This window comes from Phenylobacterium sp. (assembly GCF_031984885.1).
GTDB lineage: Bacteria > Pseudomonadota > Alphaproteobacteria > Caulobacterales > Caulobacteraceae > Phenylobacterium.
The window spans coordinates 159,922-177,281 of record NZ_DAMABV010000006.1 but is presented as its reverse complement, the minus strand read 5'-3'; the positions used below and the strand labels follow the sequence as shown (position 1 = coordinate 177,281).

Here is a 17,360-nt window from a genome sequence, read left to right as displayed (position 1 = left end):
CGCATCTTGCCCGGAAATCAGGGCTTCCGGGGTAGAACACCATGGCGATGGGCGAAGCGCCTATCCTGATCAAGAAGGTCAAGAAGGCCCACGGGCACGCCCACCACGGCGGCGCCTGGAAGGTGGCCTATGCCGACTTCGTGACGGCGATGATGGCCTTCTTCCTCCTGATGTGGCTGATCAACACCACCAGCCCCGAGCAGAAGCGCGGCATCGCCGACTATTTCGCGCCCGCCAGCGTCTCGGAAAGCACCTCGGGCTCGGGCGGCATCCTGGGCGGCACCGCCCTGGGCGACGACGGCGCCATGGCGGCCGGCTCGCAGTCGATCATCGAGGAGATGGCGCCCGAGTCGCGCAATCCCAACGACGGGACCCAGACCGACGCGGCCAAGGAAATGGCGCGCGAGGCCTCGACCGAGGCGCTGCGCGAAGCGGTTCTGCAGCGCGAACAGGCCGCCTTCGCCTCGGCCGCCCAGTCCCTGCGCCAGGCGCTGCAGGACATGCCCGAACTGGCCGAGCTGTCGAAGAACATCCTGATCGACGTGACGCCCGAAGGGCTGCGCATCCAGTTGGTCGACCAGGAAGGCCGCTCGATGTTCGCCAACGGCCGCGCCGAACCCAACGACCGCGCCAAGCTGCTGCTGCGCGCCGTGGCCCGGGTGATCAACCAGCTTCCCAACCGGATCAGCGTGTCCGGGCACACCAGCATGTCCCCGAACGGGGTGAAGGCCGACGGCGACTGGCAGCTTTCCTCCGGCCGCGCCGACGCCTCCCGCCGGGTGCTGCAGTCGGCGGGGGTCGATCCCGACCGCGTCTACCAGGTGTCCGGCAAGGCCAATTCCGAACCTCTGTACCCTGACGACCCGACCTTGGCCGGCAACCGCCGCATCGCCATCGTGCTGCTGCGCGAGGCGCCGGTGCTGCCGCCGGATCACGGCCTGCAGTGAGGAGTTTGCATAGCTGACGCATGGGAGCTTGCGCCCGAGCTTCCCATGACGCCTAATCGGTTTCAGGCGCACTGTTTCGAGAGCCGTCCGTGACGCAACACTTTCCGACGCGACAGCTCAGGTTCTTCCTGACCGCGCCAAGTCCGTGTCCCTACTTGCCGGACCGGCATGAGCGGAAGGTCTTTGCACACCTGCCGCTGTCCGACGGGGCCAGCGTCAACGACAGCCTGACCCAGGTCGGGTTCCGCCGCTCGCAGAACATCGCCTACCGCCCGGCCTGCGAAAGCTGCTCGGCCTGCGTCTCGGCGCGGCTTCCGGCCCGCGACTACGTGTTCTCGCGCTCGGAGCGCCGGGCCCTGGCCCGCAACGAGGACCTGGAGCGTCACCTGGTCGAGGCCGAAGCGACGATGGAGCAGTTCGACCTGCTCCGCCGCTACCTGACCACTCGGCACGCCGACGGCGGCATGGCCGAGATGACCTGGCCCGACTATGTGGCCATGGTCGAGGACACCGCGGTCCGCACCCACATCATCGAGTATCGCCTGCGCTCCAGGGACGGCGGCCCGGGCGACCTGATCGCCTGCGCGCTGGTCGACCTGATGAACGACGGGCTGAGCCTAGTCTATTCGTTCTACGACCCCAGCCTGACCAAGCGCAGCCTCGGCTCGTTCGTGATCCTCGACCACGTCGTCCAGGCCTGCCTGACGCAGATCCCGTATGTCTATCTCGGCTACTGGGTCCGCGGTTCGGAGAAGATGGACTACAAGGTCCGCTACTCGCCGATCGAACTGCTGCGGCCCGAAGGCTGGTCGCTGATGTCGGCGCGCGACAAGGCGCGGACTACGGAGACCTGAGGCCGGTTTCTCCAGCGATATCGGCAAATCATCCCCAAGCAGCGCCTTCGTCCAAGTCGACCGCCCCTGGCCGTCTTGGTAAATTGAGCGCGTGTTTCAGTTGTCTGGACCTGGCGCATGACGCGGCAACTACGCCTGAGGCTCCGGCGCCCGGCTTCCTTCGCCCGTGAGGACTTCATCAGGGGCCCCTCGAACGCGCTGGCGATGGCGGCCCTGGACGCATGGCCGGCCTGGCCGGGCGGCGCGCTGGCCCTGATCGGGCCGGCCGGCGGCGGCAAGACGCACCTGGCGCGGGAGTGGGCGCAGCGCGCGCAGGCCCTGACGCTCGATCGCAAGAGCCCGGACGTCGCCGCGGCCGCGGACCGGCCCGTGCTGTTGGAGGACGTCGACCAGGGCGTCGACGACGAAGCGCTGTTCCACCTGATCAACATGGCCGCGCGCGAGGGCTGCGGCCTGCTGCTGACCGCCCGCGAGGCGCCCGCCGCCTGGCGCACGGAACTGCCCGACCTGCGCTCGCGCCTGAACGCGCTGTTCGTCGCCGAGATCGAGGAGCCGGACGACGAGGTGCTGGAGGGCGTCCTAAGAAAATTCTTCCGCGAGCGGAGCATTCGCCCGCCCAAGGAGGTTTATCCGTACCTGCTGCGACGCATGGAACGGTCGATCCCGTTCGCACACGAGATCGTCAAGCGGCTGGACGAAGCCGCCGATGATGAACAACGCCCTATTTCGCGCATGCTTGCGCGACAGATTCTTGAAGATGATATGGAGAATCTTGATCTATTCGACTGACGACTTGCGGGACCTGATCGGCTGGTCCAGAACCAGCCCATGCCTACGGATGCGCCCTCGATGACCTACGCCGCTCCCCCGCCGCGGCCCGCCGACGCCAGTCCCCTGGTCCTGGACCCCGAACTGGTCGATTCAGCGGATCGCTTCTTCAATCGCGAACTGTCCTGGCTCGCCTTCAACGAACGCGTGCTGGACGAGAGCAAGAACCCGCGCCACCCGCTGCTGGAGCGCCTGCGGTTCCTCTCGATCTCCGCCAACAACCTCGACGAATTCTACATGGTCCGCGTCGCGGGCCTGAAGGCCCAGGCCCGCGAAGGCGTGCGCGCGGTCAGCCAGGACGGCCTGACCGCCGCCGAGCAACTGGTGCGGGTCAACGCCGAGGCGGCCAACCTGATGGCCGACCAGCAGTCGCAATGGCGGCGCCTGCGCGAAGAACTGGCCGGCGAGGGCCTGACGGTCGTCATGGCGAACGACGTCACCGCGGCGGAGAAGCAGGCGCTGGAAGGCGTCTTCCTCTCGCGCGTGTTCCCGGTGCTGACGCCGCTGGCCATCGATCCGGCCCATCCCTTCCCGTTCATCCCGAACCTCGCCTTCTCGATCGTGCTCAAGCTGAAGGGCAAGTCGGACGGGCGCATGCTCTACGCGCTGGTGCCGATCCCGGCCCAGGTCGCCCGGTTCTGGGAGCTGCCGGCCGCCCCCAGCCGCCGCAAGCGGCCCGAGCGCCGGTTCATCAGCCTGGAGAGCCTGACGGCGCTCTTCCTCGATCACCTGTTCCCCGACAGCGACGTCGAGGCGCTGGGCGTGATCCGGCTGATCCGCGACAGCGACGTGGAAATCGAGGAAGAAGCCGAAGACCTGGTCCGCGAATTCGAGGTGCGGCTGAAGCAGCGCCGCCTGGGGTCGGTCGTCCGCGTCGAGATCGAGGCCAAGATGCCTCAGGAACTGCGCAACTTCATCGTCGAGAACCTGCACGCCAAGGAAGAGGACATCATCCTCATCGACGGCCTGCTGGGCCTGGACGAGCTGTCGCAACTGATCCCGTCGAACCGGCCCGACCTGAAGTTCAAGCCGTTCGAAGCCCGCTTCCCCGAGCGCATCCGCGACTATGGCGGCGACTGCTTCGCGGCCATTCGCGACAAGGACATCCTGGTCCACCACCCGTTCGAGAGCTTCGACGTGGTGATCCAGTTCATCCGCCAGGCGGCCCGCGACCCCAACGTGCTGGCGATCAAGCAGACGCTCTATCGGACCTCGTCCGACAGCCCGATCGTCGCCGCGCTGATCGAGGCGGCCGAGAACGGCAAGAACGTCACCGCCCTGGTCGAGATCAAGGCGCGCTTCGACGAGGAAGCCAACCTGAAGTGGGCGCGCGACCTGGAGCGCGCCGGCGTCCACGTCGTCTTCGGCTTCGTGGAGTACAAGACCCACGCCAAGCTCTCGATGGTGGTGCGCAAGGAAGGCGACCAGCTTCGCACCTACTGCCACTTCGGGACCGGCAACTACCACCCGGTCACGGCGCGGATCTACACCGACCTGTCGCTGTTCACCTGCGACCCGGCCCTGGGCCGCGACAGCGCCAAGCTGTTCAACTTCATCACCGGCTACGCCCGGCCCGAGCACCTGGAAAAGCTGTCGCCGTCGCCGCTGACCATGAAGGCCGACCTGCTCACCTTCATCATGCGCGAGGTCCAGGCCGCCCGCGAGGGCAAGCCGGCCGCCATCTGGGCCAAGCTGAACTCGCTGGTCGACCCGGTGATCATCGACGCCCTCTACGAGGCCAGCCAGGCCGGGGTGCAGATCGACCTGGTGATCCGCGGCATCTGCTGCCTGCGGCCCGGCGTGCCCGGCCTGTCGGAGAACATCCGGGTGAAATCCATCGTCGGGCGCTTCCTGGAGCACGCCCGAATCGTCGCCTTCGCCAATGGGGCGGCGATGCCCTCGGCCGAGAATCGCGTGTTCATCTCGTCGGCCGACTGGATGCCCCGCAACCTCGACCGGCGCGTGGAATGCCTCACGCCCGTCGAGAACCCGACGGTCCACCAGCAGGTCCTGCAACAGATCATGGTGGCCAATCTGAAGGATGAAGCGCAAAGCTGGACGCTCGACGCGGACGGCCGCTATACCCGGGACCCATCATGGGACCACCCGGGCGCCTTCTCCGCGCACGAGTACTTCATGACCAATCCCAGCCTGTCGGGCCGGGGGCAGAAGGTGAAGGACATGCCGCGCGCGATCGATCATGTGGCCCCGCGCGGATAGCCGGGCTTTCCAAGGCGACCCTGGGGCGAACGCGCTTCAAGACCCGGGCTCCCGCCAGACCGCCGTCATCGACGTCGGTTCGAACTCCGTGCGTCTGGTCATCTACCGGCTGGAAGGCCGGGCGATCTGGACCGTCTTCAACGAGAAGGCGCTGGCCGGGCTTGGCCGCGACCTGCCGGCCACCGGCCGCCTGTCGCCGGAAGGCGTGGAGACCGCCCTCGTCGCCCTGCGCCGCTTTCGGGCCGCACTGAGCGGCTGGGACCGGGCCGACATCTTCGCCGTCGCCACCGCCGCCGTGCGGGAGGCTTCCGACGGCCCGGCCTTCCTGGCCCGCGTCGAGATGGAGACGGGTCTGCGCCTGCGGGTGGTCTCAGGGCCCGAGGAGGCCCGCTACGCGGCGCTGGGCGTGATCGCCGGGCAACCGGACGCCTCCGGCGTCGTGGGCGACCTGGGCGGCTCCAGCCTGGAGCTCGTCCACCTGGACCCCGCCGCCCCGCGCGACGGAATCACCCTGCCGCTCGGCCCGTTCGCGCTGGGGGCCCCCAAGACCCTGGACCTGGACAAGGTCCGCAAGGTGATCGAGCAGCGGATCGACGGCGCCGGCCTCTCCTTCCGCTCCCGGGAGTTCCACGCCGTCGGCGGCGCGTGGCGCAACCTGGCGCTCCTGCACATGGAGATGGCCGACTATCCCCTGCGCGTCGCCCACCAGTACGAGATGAACCGCTCCGACGCCGTGGACGTCGCCCGCTTCGTCGCCCGCCAGTCGAAGGGCAGCCTGGAGCGGATGCAGGGCCTGTCGAAGAAGCGTTTCGACACCCTGCCCTATTCGGCCCTGGTGCTCGACGCCCTGATCGAGCGCCTGGGCATCGAACGGATCGTGGTCTCGGCCTACGGCCTGCGTGAGGGCCTGCTGCTGGAAGCCATGCCGCCGGAGGAAGCCGCCCGCGACCCGCTGATCGAGGGCTGCGAGGCGCTGACCACGGTGCGGGGCCTGTCCGGCGACCTCGGGGTCGCGCTCCACAGGTGGCTGACGCCCGCCTTCAGCCGGCTGGCGCCGGTGTTCGGCGCGCGGGAGCCGACGCTCATCGCCGCGGCCTGCCGGCTGGCGGACCTGGGCGCGCGGCTGCATCCCGACCATCGGGGCGAACTGGCCTTCGAGCAGGTGCTGCGCGCGCCGATCGCGGGCATGAACCATCCCGAGCGCGCCTTCCTGGCCAGCGCCGCCTTCGCCCGGCATTCCTCGGCCCCCAGCACGCCGGAGCCCGGGACCGTCGCCAAGGTGCTCTCCAGCGAGCGCCGCCAGCGGGCGCGCGCCCTGGGATCGGCGATCCGGCTGGGCTGCGACCTCTCGGGCCGCAACGCCGGCCTGCTCGCGCACTCGACCCTGGCCATCGAGGGCGAGCGGCTGGTTCTCTCCGCCCAACCCGGCTGGGGCGACATGCTGCTGGGCGAGCAGACCACCAAGCGGGCCCAGACCCTGGCCCAGGCCCTGCGGCTCAAGCTGCAGGTCGGCTAGCCGTTGCATGCGACGCAACCTGCGTTCGGGCCTTTGCGACATGGCCGCGCAAGACGACTGATACCTAGGCGTCCTCATTCTGGAGGAAACCGACATGCGCCTGTTCGCCGCCGCCCTGGTCCTGGCCATCCCAGCGTCCGCCCACGCCTGGACCCGGCCAGGCCACATGGTCACCGCCGCCATCGCCTATGACGAACTGGCCGCGAGCGATCCCGAGACGCTGCAACGACTGCTGGCCATCGCCGCCCACCATCCCGACCGAGGCCCGTTCGAGGTCGCGATCGGCCGCGCGACCGGCGACGAGCGGTCGCGGCGGGTGTTCATGGAGCTGGCCCGCTGGCCCGACGATGTGCGCGGCGGCGCGCACGACCATCCGACCTGGCACCATGCGTTGAGCCCGGTCGTGGATTCCCGCGCACCCCCGCCGGCGCCGCCGGCCGACGACCAGGCCGGGGCCGCCGATCAGGCCTTCGCCCTCAACATGGCGGTCGCTGGCGACCCTGCCGCGCCCATCGCCGATCGCGCGACGGCGCTGGCCTGGGTCTTTCACATCGCCGGCGACATCCATCAGCCGCTGCACACCGCCCAACTCTTCTCCGCCCGGTTTCCCAAGGGCGACCGCGGCGGCGGACTGCAGTACGTCCGCGATCCCAAGACCGGCGAGCCGATCAGCCTGCACTGGTTCTGGGACGACTCGGTCAATCGCGACGGCGAACCCGAGAAGGCGGTGGCGCGGGCCCGCGCGCTCATGAAGCTCCATCCGCGCAGTTCGTTCCCGGAACTGGAGACCAAGCCGACCGATTTCGGCGCCTGGCGCAGGGAGAGCTACGCCCTCGCCGCGCCGCTGACCTATCGCGCCGACCTGACGTCGAGCGACGCCGCGGCCGAGGCGCCCGACCTGAGCAAGGCCTATGTCCGCGACGCTACGGCCCAGGCCGAGCGCCGCCTGACGCTGGCCGGGTATCGGCTCGCCGACCTCGCCCGGACCCTGGTCGCCAAGGACTGACGCGCCCCGCGTTGCGTTTCGCGCAACGCCCGTCGCAGGCTTTGCGTTCGACCCTGCCCATCCCCTCGGCCACAAGCCGCTTCGCAAGCGCTCAAAGGGGGATGGCATGCGACGTAAGGTGTTGTGGGGAGCGGCCGGACTGGCCCTGATGGCCGGTCAGGCCTGGGGCCAGAGCCCGCCGAAAGACCTGGGCGAACTGGTGGTGGTCGGCTCGCGGGGCGCGGCGCGCCTGGCCACCGAGACCTCCTCGCCGGTCGACGTGTATTCGGGCGAGGAACTGGCGGCCCGGGGCCTGAACGACCTCTCGAAGATCCTGCAGTTCGTCTCGCCCTCCTTCAACTTCCCCCGCTCGTCGACCGGCCCCTCCTCGGCCAACACCCGCTCGGCGACGTTGCGGGGGCTCAGCCCCGACCAGGTGCTGGTGCTGATCAACGGCCATCGGCGGCATTCATCGTCGGTGCTGAACTTCAACAACACGGTCGGCCGCGGCACGGTGCCGATCGACTTCAACACCATTCCGGCCAGCGCCATCGCCCGGGTCGAGGTGCTGCGCGACGGCGCGGCGGCCCAATACGGTTCGGACGCCATCGCCGGGGTCATCAACATCATCCTGCGCCACGACGCCGAGGGCGGCCAGGGCAGCTTCCAGATCGGGCAGACCGAGAACGGCGACGGCGAAACGGCGATCGGAACCTATCGCCAGGGCTTCAAGCTGGGCGAGGACGGCTTCCTGACGCTCAGCGCCGAGGCGCGCTATCGCAACTTCACCAATTCCGCGCGGATCGATCCACGCATCGGCCGCGTCACCCAGCGCCATGGCGATCCGGAATCCACTGACCTGAATCTGGCCGCCAACGCCGAGCTGCCGGTCGGCGATACGACGCTCTACGGCTTTGCGACGTTCGATCGCCGCTATTCGGAGAGCACGCCGCTGTTCAGGCTGCCCAGCGTCGCCCCGGCGGTCTATCCGCAGGGCTTCCTGCCGCTGATCGAGTTCGACATGACCGATGTCGGCGGCGCGGTCGGCGCGCGCGGCGTGATGGCCGGCTGGGACTGGGATCTCTCCGACACCGTCGGCTACAACCGCGGCGACTTCGCCGTCTCCAACAGCGTCAACACCTCGCTGGGTGCGGCCAGCCCGCGCAATTTCAAGTCCGGCGGCTCCCGCTACGCCCAGAACCTGGTCAACCTGACCCTGTCGCGCCGCTACGAGGTCCTGGCGGGCGCCCACCTCGCCGTCGGCGCCGAGCATCGGTTCGAGATGTTCAAGATCAGCCCCGGCGAGACCGCCTCGTTCGCGGGCGCCGGCGCGCAGGGCTTCCCCGGCTACAACCCGCCCAGCCCGGTCGACGTGGACCGCAACGCCTTCAGCGCCTTCGTCGACGGCGAACTGAGCCCGATCAAGGGCCTCGACCTTGGTCTGGCCGCCCGGTTCGAGAGCTATAGCGACTTCGGCGAGAAGACGACGGGCAAGGCCTCGCTGTTCTGGCGCGCCAGCGACTGGCTGGCGGTCCGGGCCACGGCCAGCACCGGCTTCCGGGCCCCGGCCCTGCAGCAGCAGTACTTCGCCACCGTCACCAGCCAGCTTTCCAATGGCCAACTGGTCAATGTCGGCACCTTCGGGGTCGGCGATCCGGTGGCCCGCGCCCTGGGCGCCTCGGACCTCAAGCCCGAGACCTCGCGCAGCGTCTCGGCCGGGGTGGTGCTGACGCCGATCCCGCGGCTGAGCTTCACCGCCGACGTGTTCCGCATCGACATCGACGACCGCATCGCCCTGTCGGAATCGCTCTCCGGCCCGGCGGTCACCGCCATCCTGGCCGCGCGGGGGATCACCAACGCCTCGCAGGTGCGGTTCTTCACCAACGCCGCCGACACCCGCACCGAGGGCTGGGAAGCGGCCTTGACCTGGTGGACCCCGGTCGGCGAGGACGGGCGGTTCTCGGCCACCCTGGCCTATGGCGCCTATGACAACGACGTCACCGCCCTGGCGATCAATCCGGTCCTGCCGCAACTGGCTCTGCTGGGGTCGCAGTCGATCGGGGTGCTGACCGACGCCCAGCCGCGCGACAAGATCACCCTGAACCTCGGCCTCGACGTCGGGCGCTGGCGGCTGCTGGCCGACGTCGCGCGGTTCGGCAAGTACCGGGCCGCGCCGCTGGGGCCGGTGCAGACCTTCGGCGAGGACGTCACGCTCGACCTGACGGCGGCCTATGACATCAATCCGACACTGACCCTTCATGCAGGCGTGATCAACGCCACCGATGAGTACCCCGACCAGGTCGTCGGCTCGAACGACGGCCGTCCCTACACAGAAGCAGGCGGAATTGGCGTCGATGGGCGTGAGTACTTTGTCAGACTGTCGGCGCGGTTTTAGCGCCCTCCTTGCGGCCGGCGCGATCTGCGCCGCGGCCAGCCCCGCCTTCGCCGCCGAGCGGGCCAGGAACGTGATCCTGTTCATCGGCGACGGCATGGGGGTTTCGACCCTGACCGCGGCGCGGATCTATGACGGGCAGAAGCGGGGCGTCGACGGCGCCTCGAACCGCCTGTCGTTCGAGGCCTTTCCGGACCTGGCCCTGGTGCGCACCTATTCCGCCGACAGCCTGGTGACGGACTCCGCCGCCGGCGCCTCGGCGCTGCTGACCGGCCATCGCACGCTGAACGGCGCCCTGGGGGTCAGCGACAAGATCGTCTTCGCCGACTGCGCCTCGGCCAAGGGGCAGAGCGTCCCGACGCTGGCGGAGAAGGCCAAGAAGGCGGGACTGGCGGTGGGCGTGGTCTCCAACGCGGCCATCACCGACGCAACCCCCGCCTCGCTCTATGCGCACACGCCCTCGCGGCGCTGGCAGGCGGACGCCGACATGCCGCCCGAAGCCGTCGCCGCCGGCTGCGTCGACATCGCCCGGCAGATGCTGGACCTGCCCAAGTCCGCCCAGTTCGACGTGATGCTGGGCGGCGGCCAGGCCAATTTCGTCGCCGAGGACGGCAAGCGCATGGACGGGCGCGACCTGCCCGCCGAATGGCGCAAGGCCGGCGGCGCCTATGTGCAGACGGGAACCGAGCTCGCCGCCACGCCGAAGACGACGTCGCGGCTGCTGGGGCTGTTCGCGCCCAACAACATGATGCGCGAGAGCGCGCGGCAGGCGACCGGCACGGACGCCCCGACCCTGACCGAGATGACCACCAAGGCCATCGAACTGCTGGCCGGGCGCAAGCAGGGCTACTTCCTGATGGTCGAGGGCGCGCTGATCGACAAGGCGCACCACATCAACCTGGCCAACGACGCCCTCAACGAGACGGTGGAGTTCTCCAAGGCGATCGCCACGGCCGCGGCGATGACCGATCCGAAGGACACCCTGATCATCGTCACCGCCGACCACAGCCATGGCCTGACCATCAACGGCGGGGCGCGGGACACCTCGATCCTGGGCGTCCTGCAGGGCAGCGACGACGACCCGCCGGTGGCGCTGGACGGCAAGACCGTGCCGATCCTGATGTACGCCACGGGCCCCGGCGCGCCGGAGCCGGGGGAGTCGCGCTCCACGCCCACGCCGGCGAACATCGACGACCCCGACCGCCTGACCTATGCGGCGATCCCGCTCTTCAGCGCGGCGCACACGGGCGAGGACGTCGCCGCCTATGCCCGCGGTCCCGGCGCGGAGAAGGTGCGCGGCCTGATGGACCAGCCCGGACTCTACCAGGTGATGCGCGAGGCGCTTGGCCTCTAGCCGCGCCGCCCCTAGCCACAAGCACGTACCTGATCCTAGAATTCGCCAACGAGAATCTCTCGGGGAAACGTTATGGGCATCACGCGCAAGAACTTCCTGGCTGGACTGCTGGCCTCGGCGACCATCGTCGCCGGGCCGGCCTTCGCCGAGGTCAAGCTGGCAGACCCGGCCGAAGTCGGACTGTCGAAGGACGGCCTGGCCGCGCTCGACAAGACCTTCCATAGCCTAGTGGACGAGGGTCGGCTGGCCGGCGTCACGACGCTGGTCGCCCGCCATGGCAAGGTCGCGCACTTCGACGCCTATGGCGTCCAGGACGTCGTCGCCCAGACGCCTATGCGGCGCGACACGGTCTTCCGCATCGCCTCGATGACCAAGCCGGTGACCGGCGTGGCGATGATGATCCTCTACGAAGAGGGCAAGTGGAAGCTGGACGACCCGGTCGCCAAGCACATCCCCGAGTTCGCCGACCTGAAGGTCAAGGGCGCGGACGGGACCCTGGTCGCCCAGAGCCACCCCATGACCATGCGCGAGCTGATGAGTCACACGGCGGGCTTCGATGTCTCGGCGGGCTACGCGCCGGACATCGCCGACCGCAATCAGCCGCTGCAGGCGATGATCGACAAGCTGGCCAAGCTGCCGCTGGCCGTGCAGCCGGGGACCGACTGGCGCTATGGCCCCAGCGTCAACATCCAGGGCTACATCGTCGAGAAGCTATCGGGCCAACCGCTGGACGTGTTCTTCCAGGAGCGGATCTTCGGGCCGCTGAAGATGACCGACACCGGCTTCTCGGTCCCCGCCGCGAGCGTGCCGCGCGTCGCCTCCATCCACACCTATGACGCGGCGAAGAAGCTGATCGTTCCGCCCAATCCGGTCGATCCCTCGGTCAAGCCCGCCCTGCTGTCGGGGTCCGGCGGCCTGCTGTCGACGACCGAGGACTACTGGCGGTTCTCGCAGATGCTGCTGAACGAGGGTGAACTCGACGGCGCCCGCATCCTGAAGCCCGAAACCGTCAAGCTGATGCGCCAGAATGTCCTGAAGGACGGCGTGCTGGTCGATCTCTATGGCCCTAGCATGCAGGGCGTGGGCTTCGGCATGGACTTCGCCGTGATCCTCGATCCGGCCAAGGCCGAGACGCCTCAGGGTAAGGACAGCTACTATTGGGGCGGGGCCTTCGGGACCTGGTTCTGGATCGACCCGACCAACGACCTGGTCTTCGTCGGCATGATCCAGAACCTGAACGGCTCGATCCCCGGGCGCGATACGCCGGAAGTCCGTGCGATTTCGTATCCCCTGGTCTACGGCGCGCTGAATGAGGCCGGGAACCAGAACGCCCAATAGCAAGAAGGCGGCGCTGCGGTTGCCCACGGCGTCGCCTTCTCATTCCAGGCCCGAGGGCCTGAACGCCTCGAGGTCTTCGACGTCCTTGGCCGGCGAGATTGCTCTGGGCGGCCGCGTCCATCGTCGTGGCGTCTTCGATAGGCTGCTTCGGGTCGCCCCTCGGCTGCGTCTCTTGGAGCCTTCCGCTCGCCTCTCGTTCCGGTCTCCCGGTCCGCCGCGCCGCGTTTCCTCTCGACAAGTTCAGCCTCGCTCCGAACGCCCAAGCTGGCAAGCGGCGCCACGGTTCACAAGAACCGTGTTCGGTGGACAACCGGTGCGCAACTGCATTGGCGAACGACGGTAGGCGAAGCAGCGCAAGGCCCGCAGGTTATCCACAGCTTCGTCGCTAAGGCAGCTTCGGCAGGCGGATATTGGCCGCCAGGAAGTCGACGAAGGCCCGCACCCGGGCCGGCAGCCGCCCGCCATGGCCCAGGAAGACGGCGTGCGCCTCCAGCACATCGCCCGGATTGAACGCCTCCAGCACCGGGACCAGTCGCCCTGTTCTGATGTCGTCGGCCACGGCGAAGACGCTCAGGCGCGCCAGACCCGCGCCTTCGAGGGCCAGGCGGCGCAGACTGGCTCCGTCGCCGACCTGGACCCCGCCGGCGCCGGGCAGGTAGACGATCTCCCCGTCCGCGCTCCGGAACGGCCAGTTGCGCACGCTGCGGGTAAAGGTGAAATCCATCTGATGGTGGTGGGCGAGGTCCTCCAGCCGCATCGGCACGCCCCGGCGCGCCAGATAGGCCGGCGACCCGACCACGACGGCGGGGCTTTCGCCGAGCTTGCGGGCGGTGAGGTTGGACGAGCGCAACGCACCCATGCGGATGGCGACGTCGGCGCGCTCGCCCAACAGGTCCACCACCTGGTCGGTCAGCACCAGGTCCAGGGTGACGTCGGGGTGTCGCTCCAGGAAGGCCGGCACAAGCGGCAGGACGAACTGACGGCCAAGGTCGACCACGCTGTTGACCCGCACCCGCCCGCGCGGCGCCGCGCCGGCCAGCACCTCGCGCTCGGCCTCGTCGATGTCGGCCAGCACCTGGACGCTGCGAGCGAAGAACGCCTCGCCCTCGGGGGTCAGTTGCAGCTTGCGGGTCGAGCGGTTGAGCAGCCGCGCGCCCAGCCGCGTTTCGAGGCGCGACATCAGCTTGCTGACCGCCGACGGCGTCAGCTTCAGCGCCCGCGCCGCCGCCGAGAGGCCGCCGGTCTCGACCACCCGGACGAAGACTTCCATCTCGGTCGAGCGGTTCACGTCGGCGCGCGACATTGACTTGAACTCACAACTGATGTGCCGGACGGCAATCTACTTCACAGGAACGAAAAGCTCCATCTAGCGCCGGTCGCCATTGGAGAAGTCCGTTGCCCATCGCCCTCTACGCCCTGACCGCCGGCGCCTTCGGGATCGGCGTCACCGAATTCGTCATCATGGGGCTGCTGTTGCAGGTCTCTGGCGACCTCGGCGTCTCGATCCCGGCCGCCGGGCTGCTGATCACCGGCTACGCCCTGGGCGTGTTCGCCGGCGCGCCGTTGCTGACCATCGCCACGCGCCGGCTGCCGCGCAAGACCACCCTCGTCGCCCTGATGGTCATCTTCACCCTCGGCAACCTCGCCTGCGCCCTGGCGCCGAACTACACGACCCTGATGATCGCCCGGGTGGTGACCGCGCTGGCGCATGGCACCTTCTTCGGCGTCGGATCGGTGGTCGCGGCCGGGCTGGTGGCGCCGGACAAGCGCGCCTCGGCGATCGCGCTGATGTTCACCGGCCTGACCGCCGCGACCCTGGTCGGGGTTCCGTTCGGGGCCTGGCTGGGCGAGAGCTTCGGCTGGCGCTCGACCTTCTGGGCGGTGGCCGGGATCGGCGTCTTCGCCGCGGCGGTCCTCACCGCCTTCGTTCCGCGGGCCGAGCAGGCGGCGGAGCCCGGCGCGCTCCTGGAGGAACTGGCCGTCCTGCGCCGGCCGCAGGTGCTGCTGGGCCTGCTGATGACGGTGCTGGGCTTTGGCGGGGTGTTCGCGGTCTTCACCTACATCCAGCCGATCCTGACCCAGATCACCGGCTTTCCGATCGCCGCGGTCTCACCGATCCTGCTGGTGTTCGGGGGCGGCCTGGTCGCCGGGAACTTCCTGGGCGGCAAGGCCGCCGACCGGGCGCTCAACCCTGCCCTGTTCGGCACGCTGATCGCCCTGACCGTGGTGATGCTGGCCATGACCTTCGCGCTGGAGAGCAAGGTCGCGGCCGTGGCGTTCACCGGACTGCTGGGCGCGGCCGCCTTCGCGACGGTCGCGCCGCTTCAACTGCGCCTGATGGAAGCGGCCGGCGGCGCGGGGCAGACCCTGGCCTCCAGCCTCAACATCGCCGCCTTCAACCTGGGCAACGCAGTCGGCGCCTGGCTCGGCGGCGCGGTGATCGACCATGGCCCTGGCCTGGGCGCGGTCACCTGGATCGGCGCGCTGATGCCCGCCGCGGCGGTGCTGATCGCCCTGCTCAGCCAGCGACTGGCGGCGCGGCAAGCGGTCGCCTGCTGATGAAGCGACCGGAAGCGGCGGAGACTACTCCGCCGCCTCGGTGGCCTTGGCCTTGGGGGCGCGGCGGACCTCGACCACCCGCACCCGGGCCCCGTCGAGCACCAGCGCCAGCTCGCCGCGCTTCAGGCGCAGGGCGTCCTCGCCGAACGCCTCGCGCCGCCAGCCGGTCAGCGCCTGGGTCTTGGCGTTGTCGTCGTTGGCGATCTGCTCCAGGTCCGAGACCGTGGCGATCAGCTTGGACGCCACCCCGGCGTCTTCCGAACGCGCCTTGAGCAGCACCTTCAGCAGCTCGACCACGGCGCCGGCGGCCGGCGACGGCTGGTGCTTGGTCTTCTCGATCACCGGGGCATAGGCCTCCGGATCCTTCAGCGCCTCGCGGATCGCCGCGAGCAGGTCCGGCCCGAAGCGCGATCCGGAGAAGCCCTTCGGCACCGAGCGCAGGCGATCCAGGGCCTCGGCGTCGGTCGGCGCCTGGGTGGCGACCTCGTCGATCGCGTCGTCCTTCAGAATCCGGCCCCGCGGCTGGTCGCGTTGCTGCGCCGTGCGTTCGCGCCAGGCCGCGACCGCCTTGAAGATCGCCAGGTACTTGGCCGTGTGGCGGCGCGGGCGCAGCCGCTTCCAGGCGTTTTCCGGGCTGACGTCGTACATGGCCGGGTCGGTCAGGCCCTGCATCTCGTCGACCACCCAGGCCAGGCGGCCTTCCTTTTCGAGCCGCGCGCGCAGCATCGGGTAGAGCGCCGCCAGGTGCGTCACATCGCCCAGGGCGTAGACGAGCTGGGCGTCGGTCAGCGGCCGGCGCGCCCAGTCGGTGAAGCGCGACGACTTGTCGATCTCGACCTTGAGCATCTGGCGGACCAGGGCGTCATAGGCGATCTGCTCGCCGAACCCGGCGGCCATGCCGGCCACCTGGGTGTCGAACAGAGGCGTCGGCATCGCGTTGAGATTGTTGAAGATTTCCACATCCTGCCGGGCGGCGTGGAACACCTTCTCGATCCTGGGATCGCGCAGGATCACCAGGAACGGCTCAAGGTCGATGCCGTCCGCGAGGGGATCGATCACCGCCTCGGCGTTCGGAGCGGCCGCCTGGATAAGGCAGAGCTTCGGCCAGTATGTGGTTTCGCGCATGAACTCGGTGTCCACGGCGACGAAAGGCTGGTCTTTGATCTTGTCGCAGAACGCCTGGAGTTCGGCGGTAGTTGTAATCGGCGTCATCAAGTAGCTATACGCTCGCGCAGGGCCGAGTCTGCAAGCGCCCGATGCGCGCAGCGGCCAATTTCTAATCGTCTAGTACCCAAAGGCGTCACATGACCGACCGGCCCAACGGCCTCACCTACGCCCAGGCCGGCGTCGATATCGATGCCGGAAACGCCCTGATAGAGCGTATCAAGCCTCTGGCCAAGGCGACGCGTCGTCCCGGGGCCGATGCGGCGCTCGGCGGCTTCGGCGCGCTGTTCGATCTGAAGGCCGCCGGCTACGAGGATCCGCTGCTCGTCACCACGACGGACGGCGTCGGCACCAAGCTGAAGATCGCCATCGACACCGACCAGCACGACACGGTCGGAATCGACCTGGTGGCCATGTGCGTCAACGACCTGCTGGCCCAGGGCGCCGAGCCGCTGATGTTCCTGGACTACTTCGCGACCGGCAAGCTGGACGTCGAGGCCGCCGCGCGCGTAGTGGCCGGGATCGCCGAGGGCTGCACCCAGGCCGGCGCGGCCCTGGTGGGCGGCGAGACCGCCGAAATGCCGGGCATGTATTCCGAGGGCGACTACGACCTGGCCGGCTTCTGCGTCGGCGCCGTCGACCGCGCCGGCGTGCTGCCCAAGCTGGACGCCCAGCAGCCGGGCGACATCCTGATCGCCCTGGGCTCGTCGGGCCCGCACTCCAACGGCTATTCGCTGGTGCGCCGCATCGTCGAACACTCGGGCCTGGCCTGGGACGCCCCTGCCCCGTTCGAGGACGGCAAGACCCTGGCCCAGGCGCTGATGGCGCCGACCAGGATCTACATCAAGAGCGTGCTGCCGCAGATCAAGAAGGGCCGCATCAAGGGTTGCGCCCACATCACCGGCGGCGGCCTGATCGAGAACCCGCCCCGCGCCATCGCCGAGGGCCTGGTTGCGAAGTTCGACTGGAACGCCTGGACCATGCCGCCGGTGTTCCAGTGGCTGGCCGAGGTCGGCGGCGTCGCCGAGCACGAGATGCGCCGCACCTTCAACTGCGGCGTCGGCCTGGTCCTGATCGTCGATCCGCATGACCTGCCCGACGTCCTGGACGGCCTGCTGCACGCCGGCGAAGACGCGTTCGTCTGCGGGGAACTGGCCGCGGCGGAATAGCGGCCCGTGTCGTCCTGAAAGCCGCGCAGCGGCT

13 protein-coding genes are annotated in these 17,360 nt (G+C 69.2%); 11 read left to right on the top strand and 2 right to left on the bottom strand.

The features are described 5' to 3' along the window. Window positions 1–41: 41 nt before the first annotated feature. From RTL41_RS11170 to RTL41_RS11130, 9 genes are all read left to right on the top strand, one after another. Window positions 42–947, top strand: coding sequence for a flagellar motor protein MotB (locus tag RTL41_RS11170; RefSeq protein ID WP_312164343.1), 906 nt, complete (start codon window positions 42–44; stop codon window positions 945–947). Window positions 948–1,036: 89 nt separating this feature from the next. Continuing rightward, on the top strand, window positions 1,037–1,801 hold the full coding sequence (locus RTL41_RS11165) for an arginyltransferase (RefSeq protein ID WP_312164341.1): 765 nt from the start codon (window positions 1,037–1,039) through the stop codon (window positions 1,799–1,801). Between the two features lie 204 nt (window positions 1,802–2,005). Beyond that, window positions 2,006–2,590 (top strand): DnaA ATPase domain-containing protein, encoded by a 585-nt coding sequence (locus RTL41_RS11160; RefSeq protein ID WP_312164340.1) that lies wholly within the window; start codon window positions 2,006–2,008, stop codon window positions 2,588–2,590. Between the two features lie 60 nt (window positions 2,591–2,650). Continuing rightward, the gene (locus RTL41_RS11155; RefSeq protein ID WP_312164338.1) at window positions 2,651–4,849 is read left to right on the top strand and encodes an RNA degradosome polyphosphate kinase; all 2,199 of its coding nucleotides are present in this window, start codon (window positions 2,651–2,653) and stop codon (window positions 4,847–4,849) included. Next, window positions 4,830–6,365, top strand: coding sequence for a Ppx/GppA family phosphatase (locus tag RTL41_RS11150; RefSeq protein ID WP_409418324.1), 1,536 nt, complete (start codon window positions 4,830–4,832; stop codon window positions 6,363–6,365). The genes RTL41_RS11155 and RTL41_RS11150 overlap by 20 nt, the downstream gene beginning before the upstream one ends. Before the next feature lie 94 nt (window positions 6,366–6,459). Further along, window positions 6,460–7,371 carry a S1/P1 nuclease gene (locus RTL41_RS11145; protein WP_312164334.1) on the top strand — a complete coding sequence of 304 codons (912 nt, stop codon included), beginning with the start codon at window positions 6,460–6,462 and terminating at the stop codon, window positions 7,369–7,371. 106 nt (window positions 7,372–7,477) lie between these two features. Beyond that, the gene (locus RTL41_RS11140) at window positions 7,478–9,745 is read left to right on the top strand and encodes a TonB-dependent receptor (RefSeq protein WP_312164332.1); all 2,268 of its coding nucleotides are present in this window, start codon (window positions 7,478–7,480) and stop codon (window positions 9,743–9,745) included. After that, a complete protein-coding gene (locus RTL41_RS11135) occupies window positions 9,711–11,096 on the top strand; it encodes an alkaline phosphatase (RefSeq protein ID WP_312164331.1) in 1,386 nt (461 codons plus the stop codon). Before RTL41_RS11140 ends, RTL41_RS11135 begins: the two co-directional genes overlap by 35 nt. Window positions 11,097–11,168: 72 nt before the next feature. Continuing rightward, window positions 11,169–12,434, top strand: a complete 1,266-nt coding sequence (locus RTL41_RS11130; RefSeq protein WP_312164330.1) for a serine hydrolase domain-containing protein — start codon at window positions 11,169–11,171, stop codon at window positions 12,432–12,434. A 385-nt stretch (window positions 12,435–12,819) separates the two neighbouring features. Here the strand turns inward: RTL41_RS11130 and RTL41_RS11125 are convergent, their stop codons facing one another. Beyond that, on the bottom strand, window positions 12,820–13,737 hold the full coding sequence (locus tag RTL41_RS11125) for a LysR family transcriptional regulator (RefSeq protein WP_312164328.1): 918 nt from the start codon (window positions 13,735–13,737) through the stop codon (window positions 12,820–12,822). Window positions 13,738–13,829: 92 nt separating this feature from the next. Here RTL41_RS11125 and RTL41_RS11120 point away from each other — a divergent pair, with 92 nt between their 5' ends. Then, window positions 13,830–14,993 carry an MFS transporter gene (locus RTL41_RS11120; RefSeq protein WP_312164325.1) on the top strand — a complete coding sequence of 388 codons (1,164 nt, stop codon included), beginning with the start codon at window positions 13,830–13,832 and terminating at the stop codon, window positions 14,991–14,993. A 24-nt stretch (window positions 14,994–15,017) separates the two neighbouring features. Here RTL41_RS11120 and rnd read toward each other — a convergent pair whose 3' ends face one another. After that, on the bottom strand, window positions 15,018–16,205 hold the full coding sequence (rnd, locus tag RTL41_RS11115) for a ribonuclease D (RefSeq protein WP_312164323.1): 1,188 nt from the start codon (window positions 16,203–16,205) through the stop codon (window positions 15,018–15,020). A gap of 92 nt (window positions 16,206–16,297) precedes the next feature. On the opposite strand from rnd, the gene purM reads away from it, so the two are divergent. Then, entirely contained in the window at window positions 16,298–17,326 is a 1,029-nt protein-coding gene (gene purM, locus RTL41_RS11110; protein WP_312164321.1) for a phosphoribosylformylglycinamidine cyclo-ligase, read from the top strand. The last annotated feature ends 34 nt before the right edge of the window (window positions 17,327–17,360 follow it).

Bases quoted from the DNA above. Each gene is read 5' to 3' on its own strand.
- RTL41_RS11170 (WP_312164343.1), top strand. From the start codon at position 42: ATGGCGATGGGCGAAGCGCCTATCCTGATCAAGAAGGTCAAGAAGGCC.
- RTL41_RS11145 (WP_312164334.1), top strand. From the start codon at position 6,460: ATGCGCCTGTTCGCCGCCGCCCTGGTCCTGGCCATCCCAGCGTCCGCC.
- RTL41_RS11160 (WP_312164340.1), top strand. From the start codon at position 2,006: ATGGCGGCCCTGGACGCATGGCCGGCCTGGCCGGGCGGCGCGCTGGCC.
- RTL41_RS11130 (WP_312164330.1), top strand. From the start codon at position 11,169: ATGGGCATCACGCGCAAGAACTTCCTGGCTGGACTGCTGGCCTCGGCG.
- rnd (WP_312164323.1), bottom strand. From the start codon at position 16,205: ATGACGCCGATTACAACTACCGCCGAACTCCAGGCGTTCTGCGACAAG.
- purM (WP_312164321.1), top strand. From the start codon at position 16,298: ATGACCGACCGGCCCAACGGCCTCACCTACGCCCAGGCCGGCGTCGAT.
- RTL41_RS11125 (WP_312164328.1), bottom strand. From the start codon at position 13,737: ATGTCGCGCGCCGACGTGAACCGCTCGACCGAGATGGAAGTCTTCGTC.
- RTL41_RS11150 (WP_409418324.1), top strand. From the start codon at position 4,830: ATGTGGCCCCGCGCGGATAGCCGGGCTTTCCAAGGCGACCCTGGGGCG.
- RTL41_RS11155 (WP_312164338.1), top strand. From the start codon at position 2,651: ATGACCTACGCCGCTCCCCCGCCGCGGCCCGCCGACGCCAGTCCCCTG.
- RTL41_RS11140 (WP_312164332.1), top strand. From the start codon at position 7,478: ATGCGACGTAAGGTGTTGTGGGGAGCGGCCGGACTGGCCCTGATGGCC.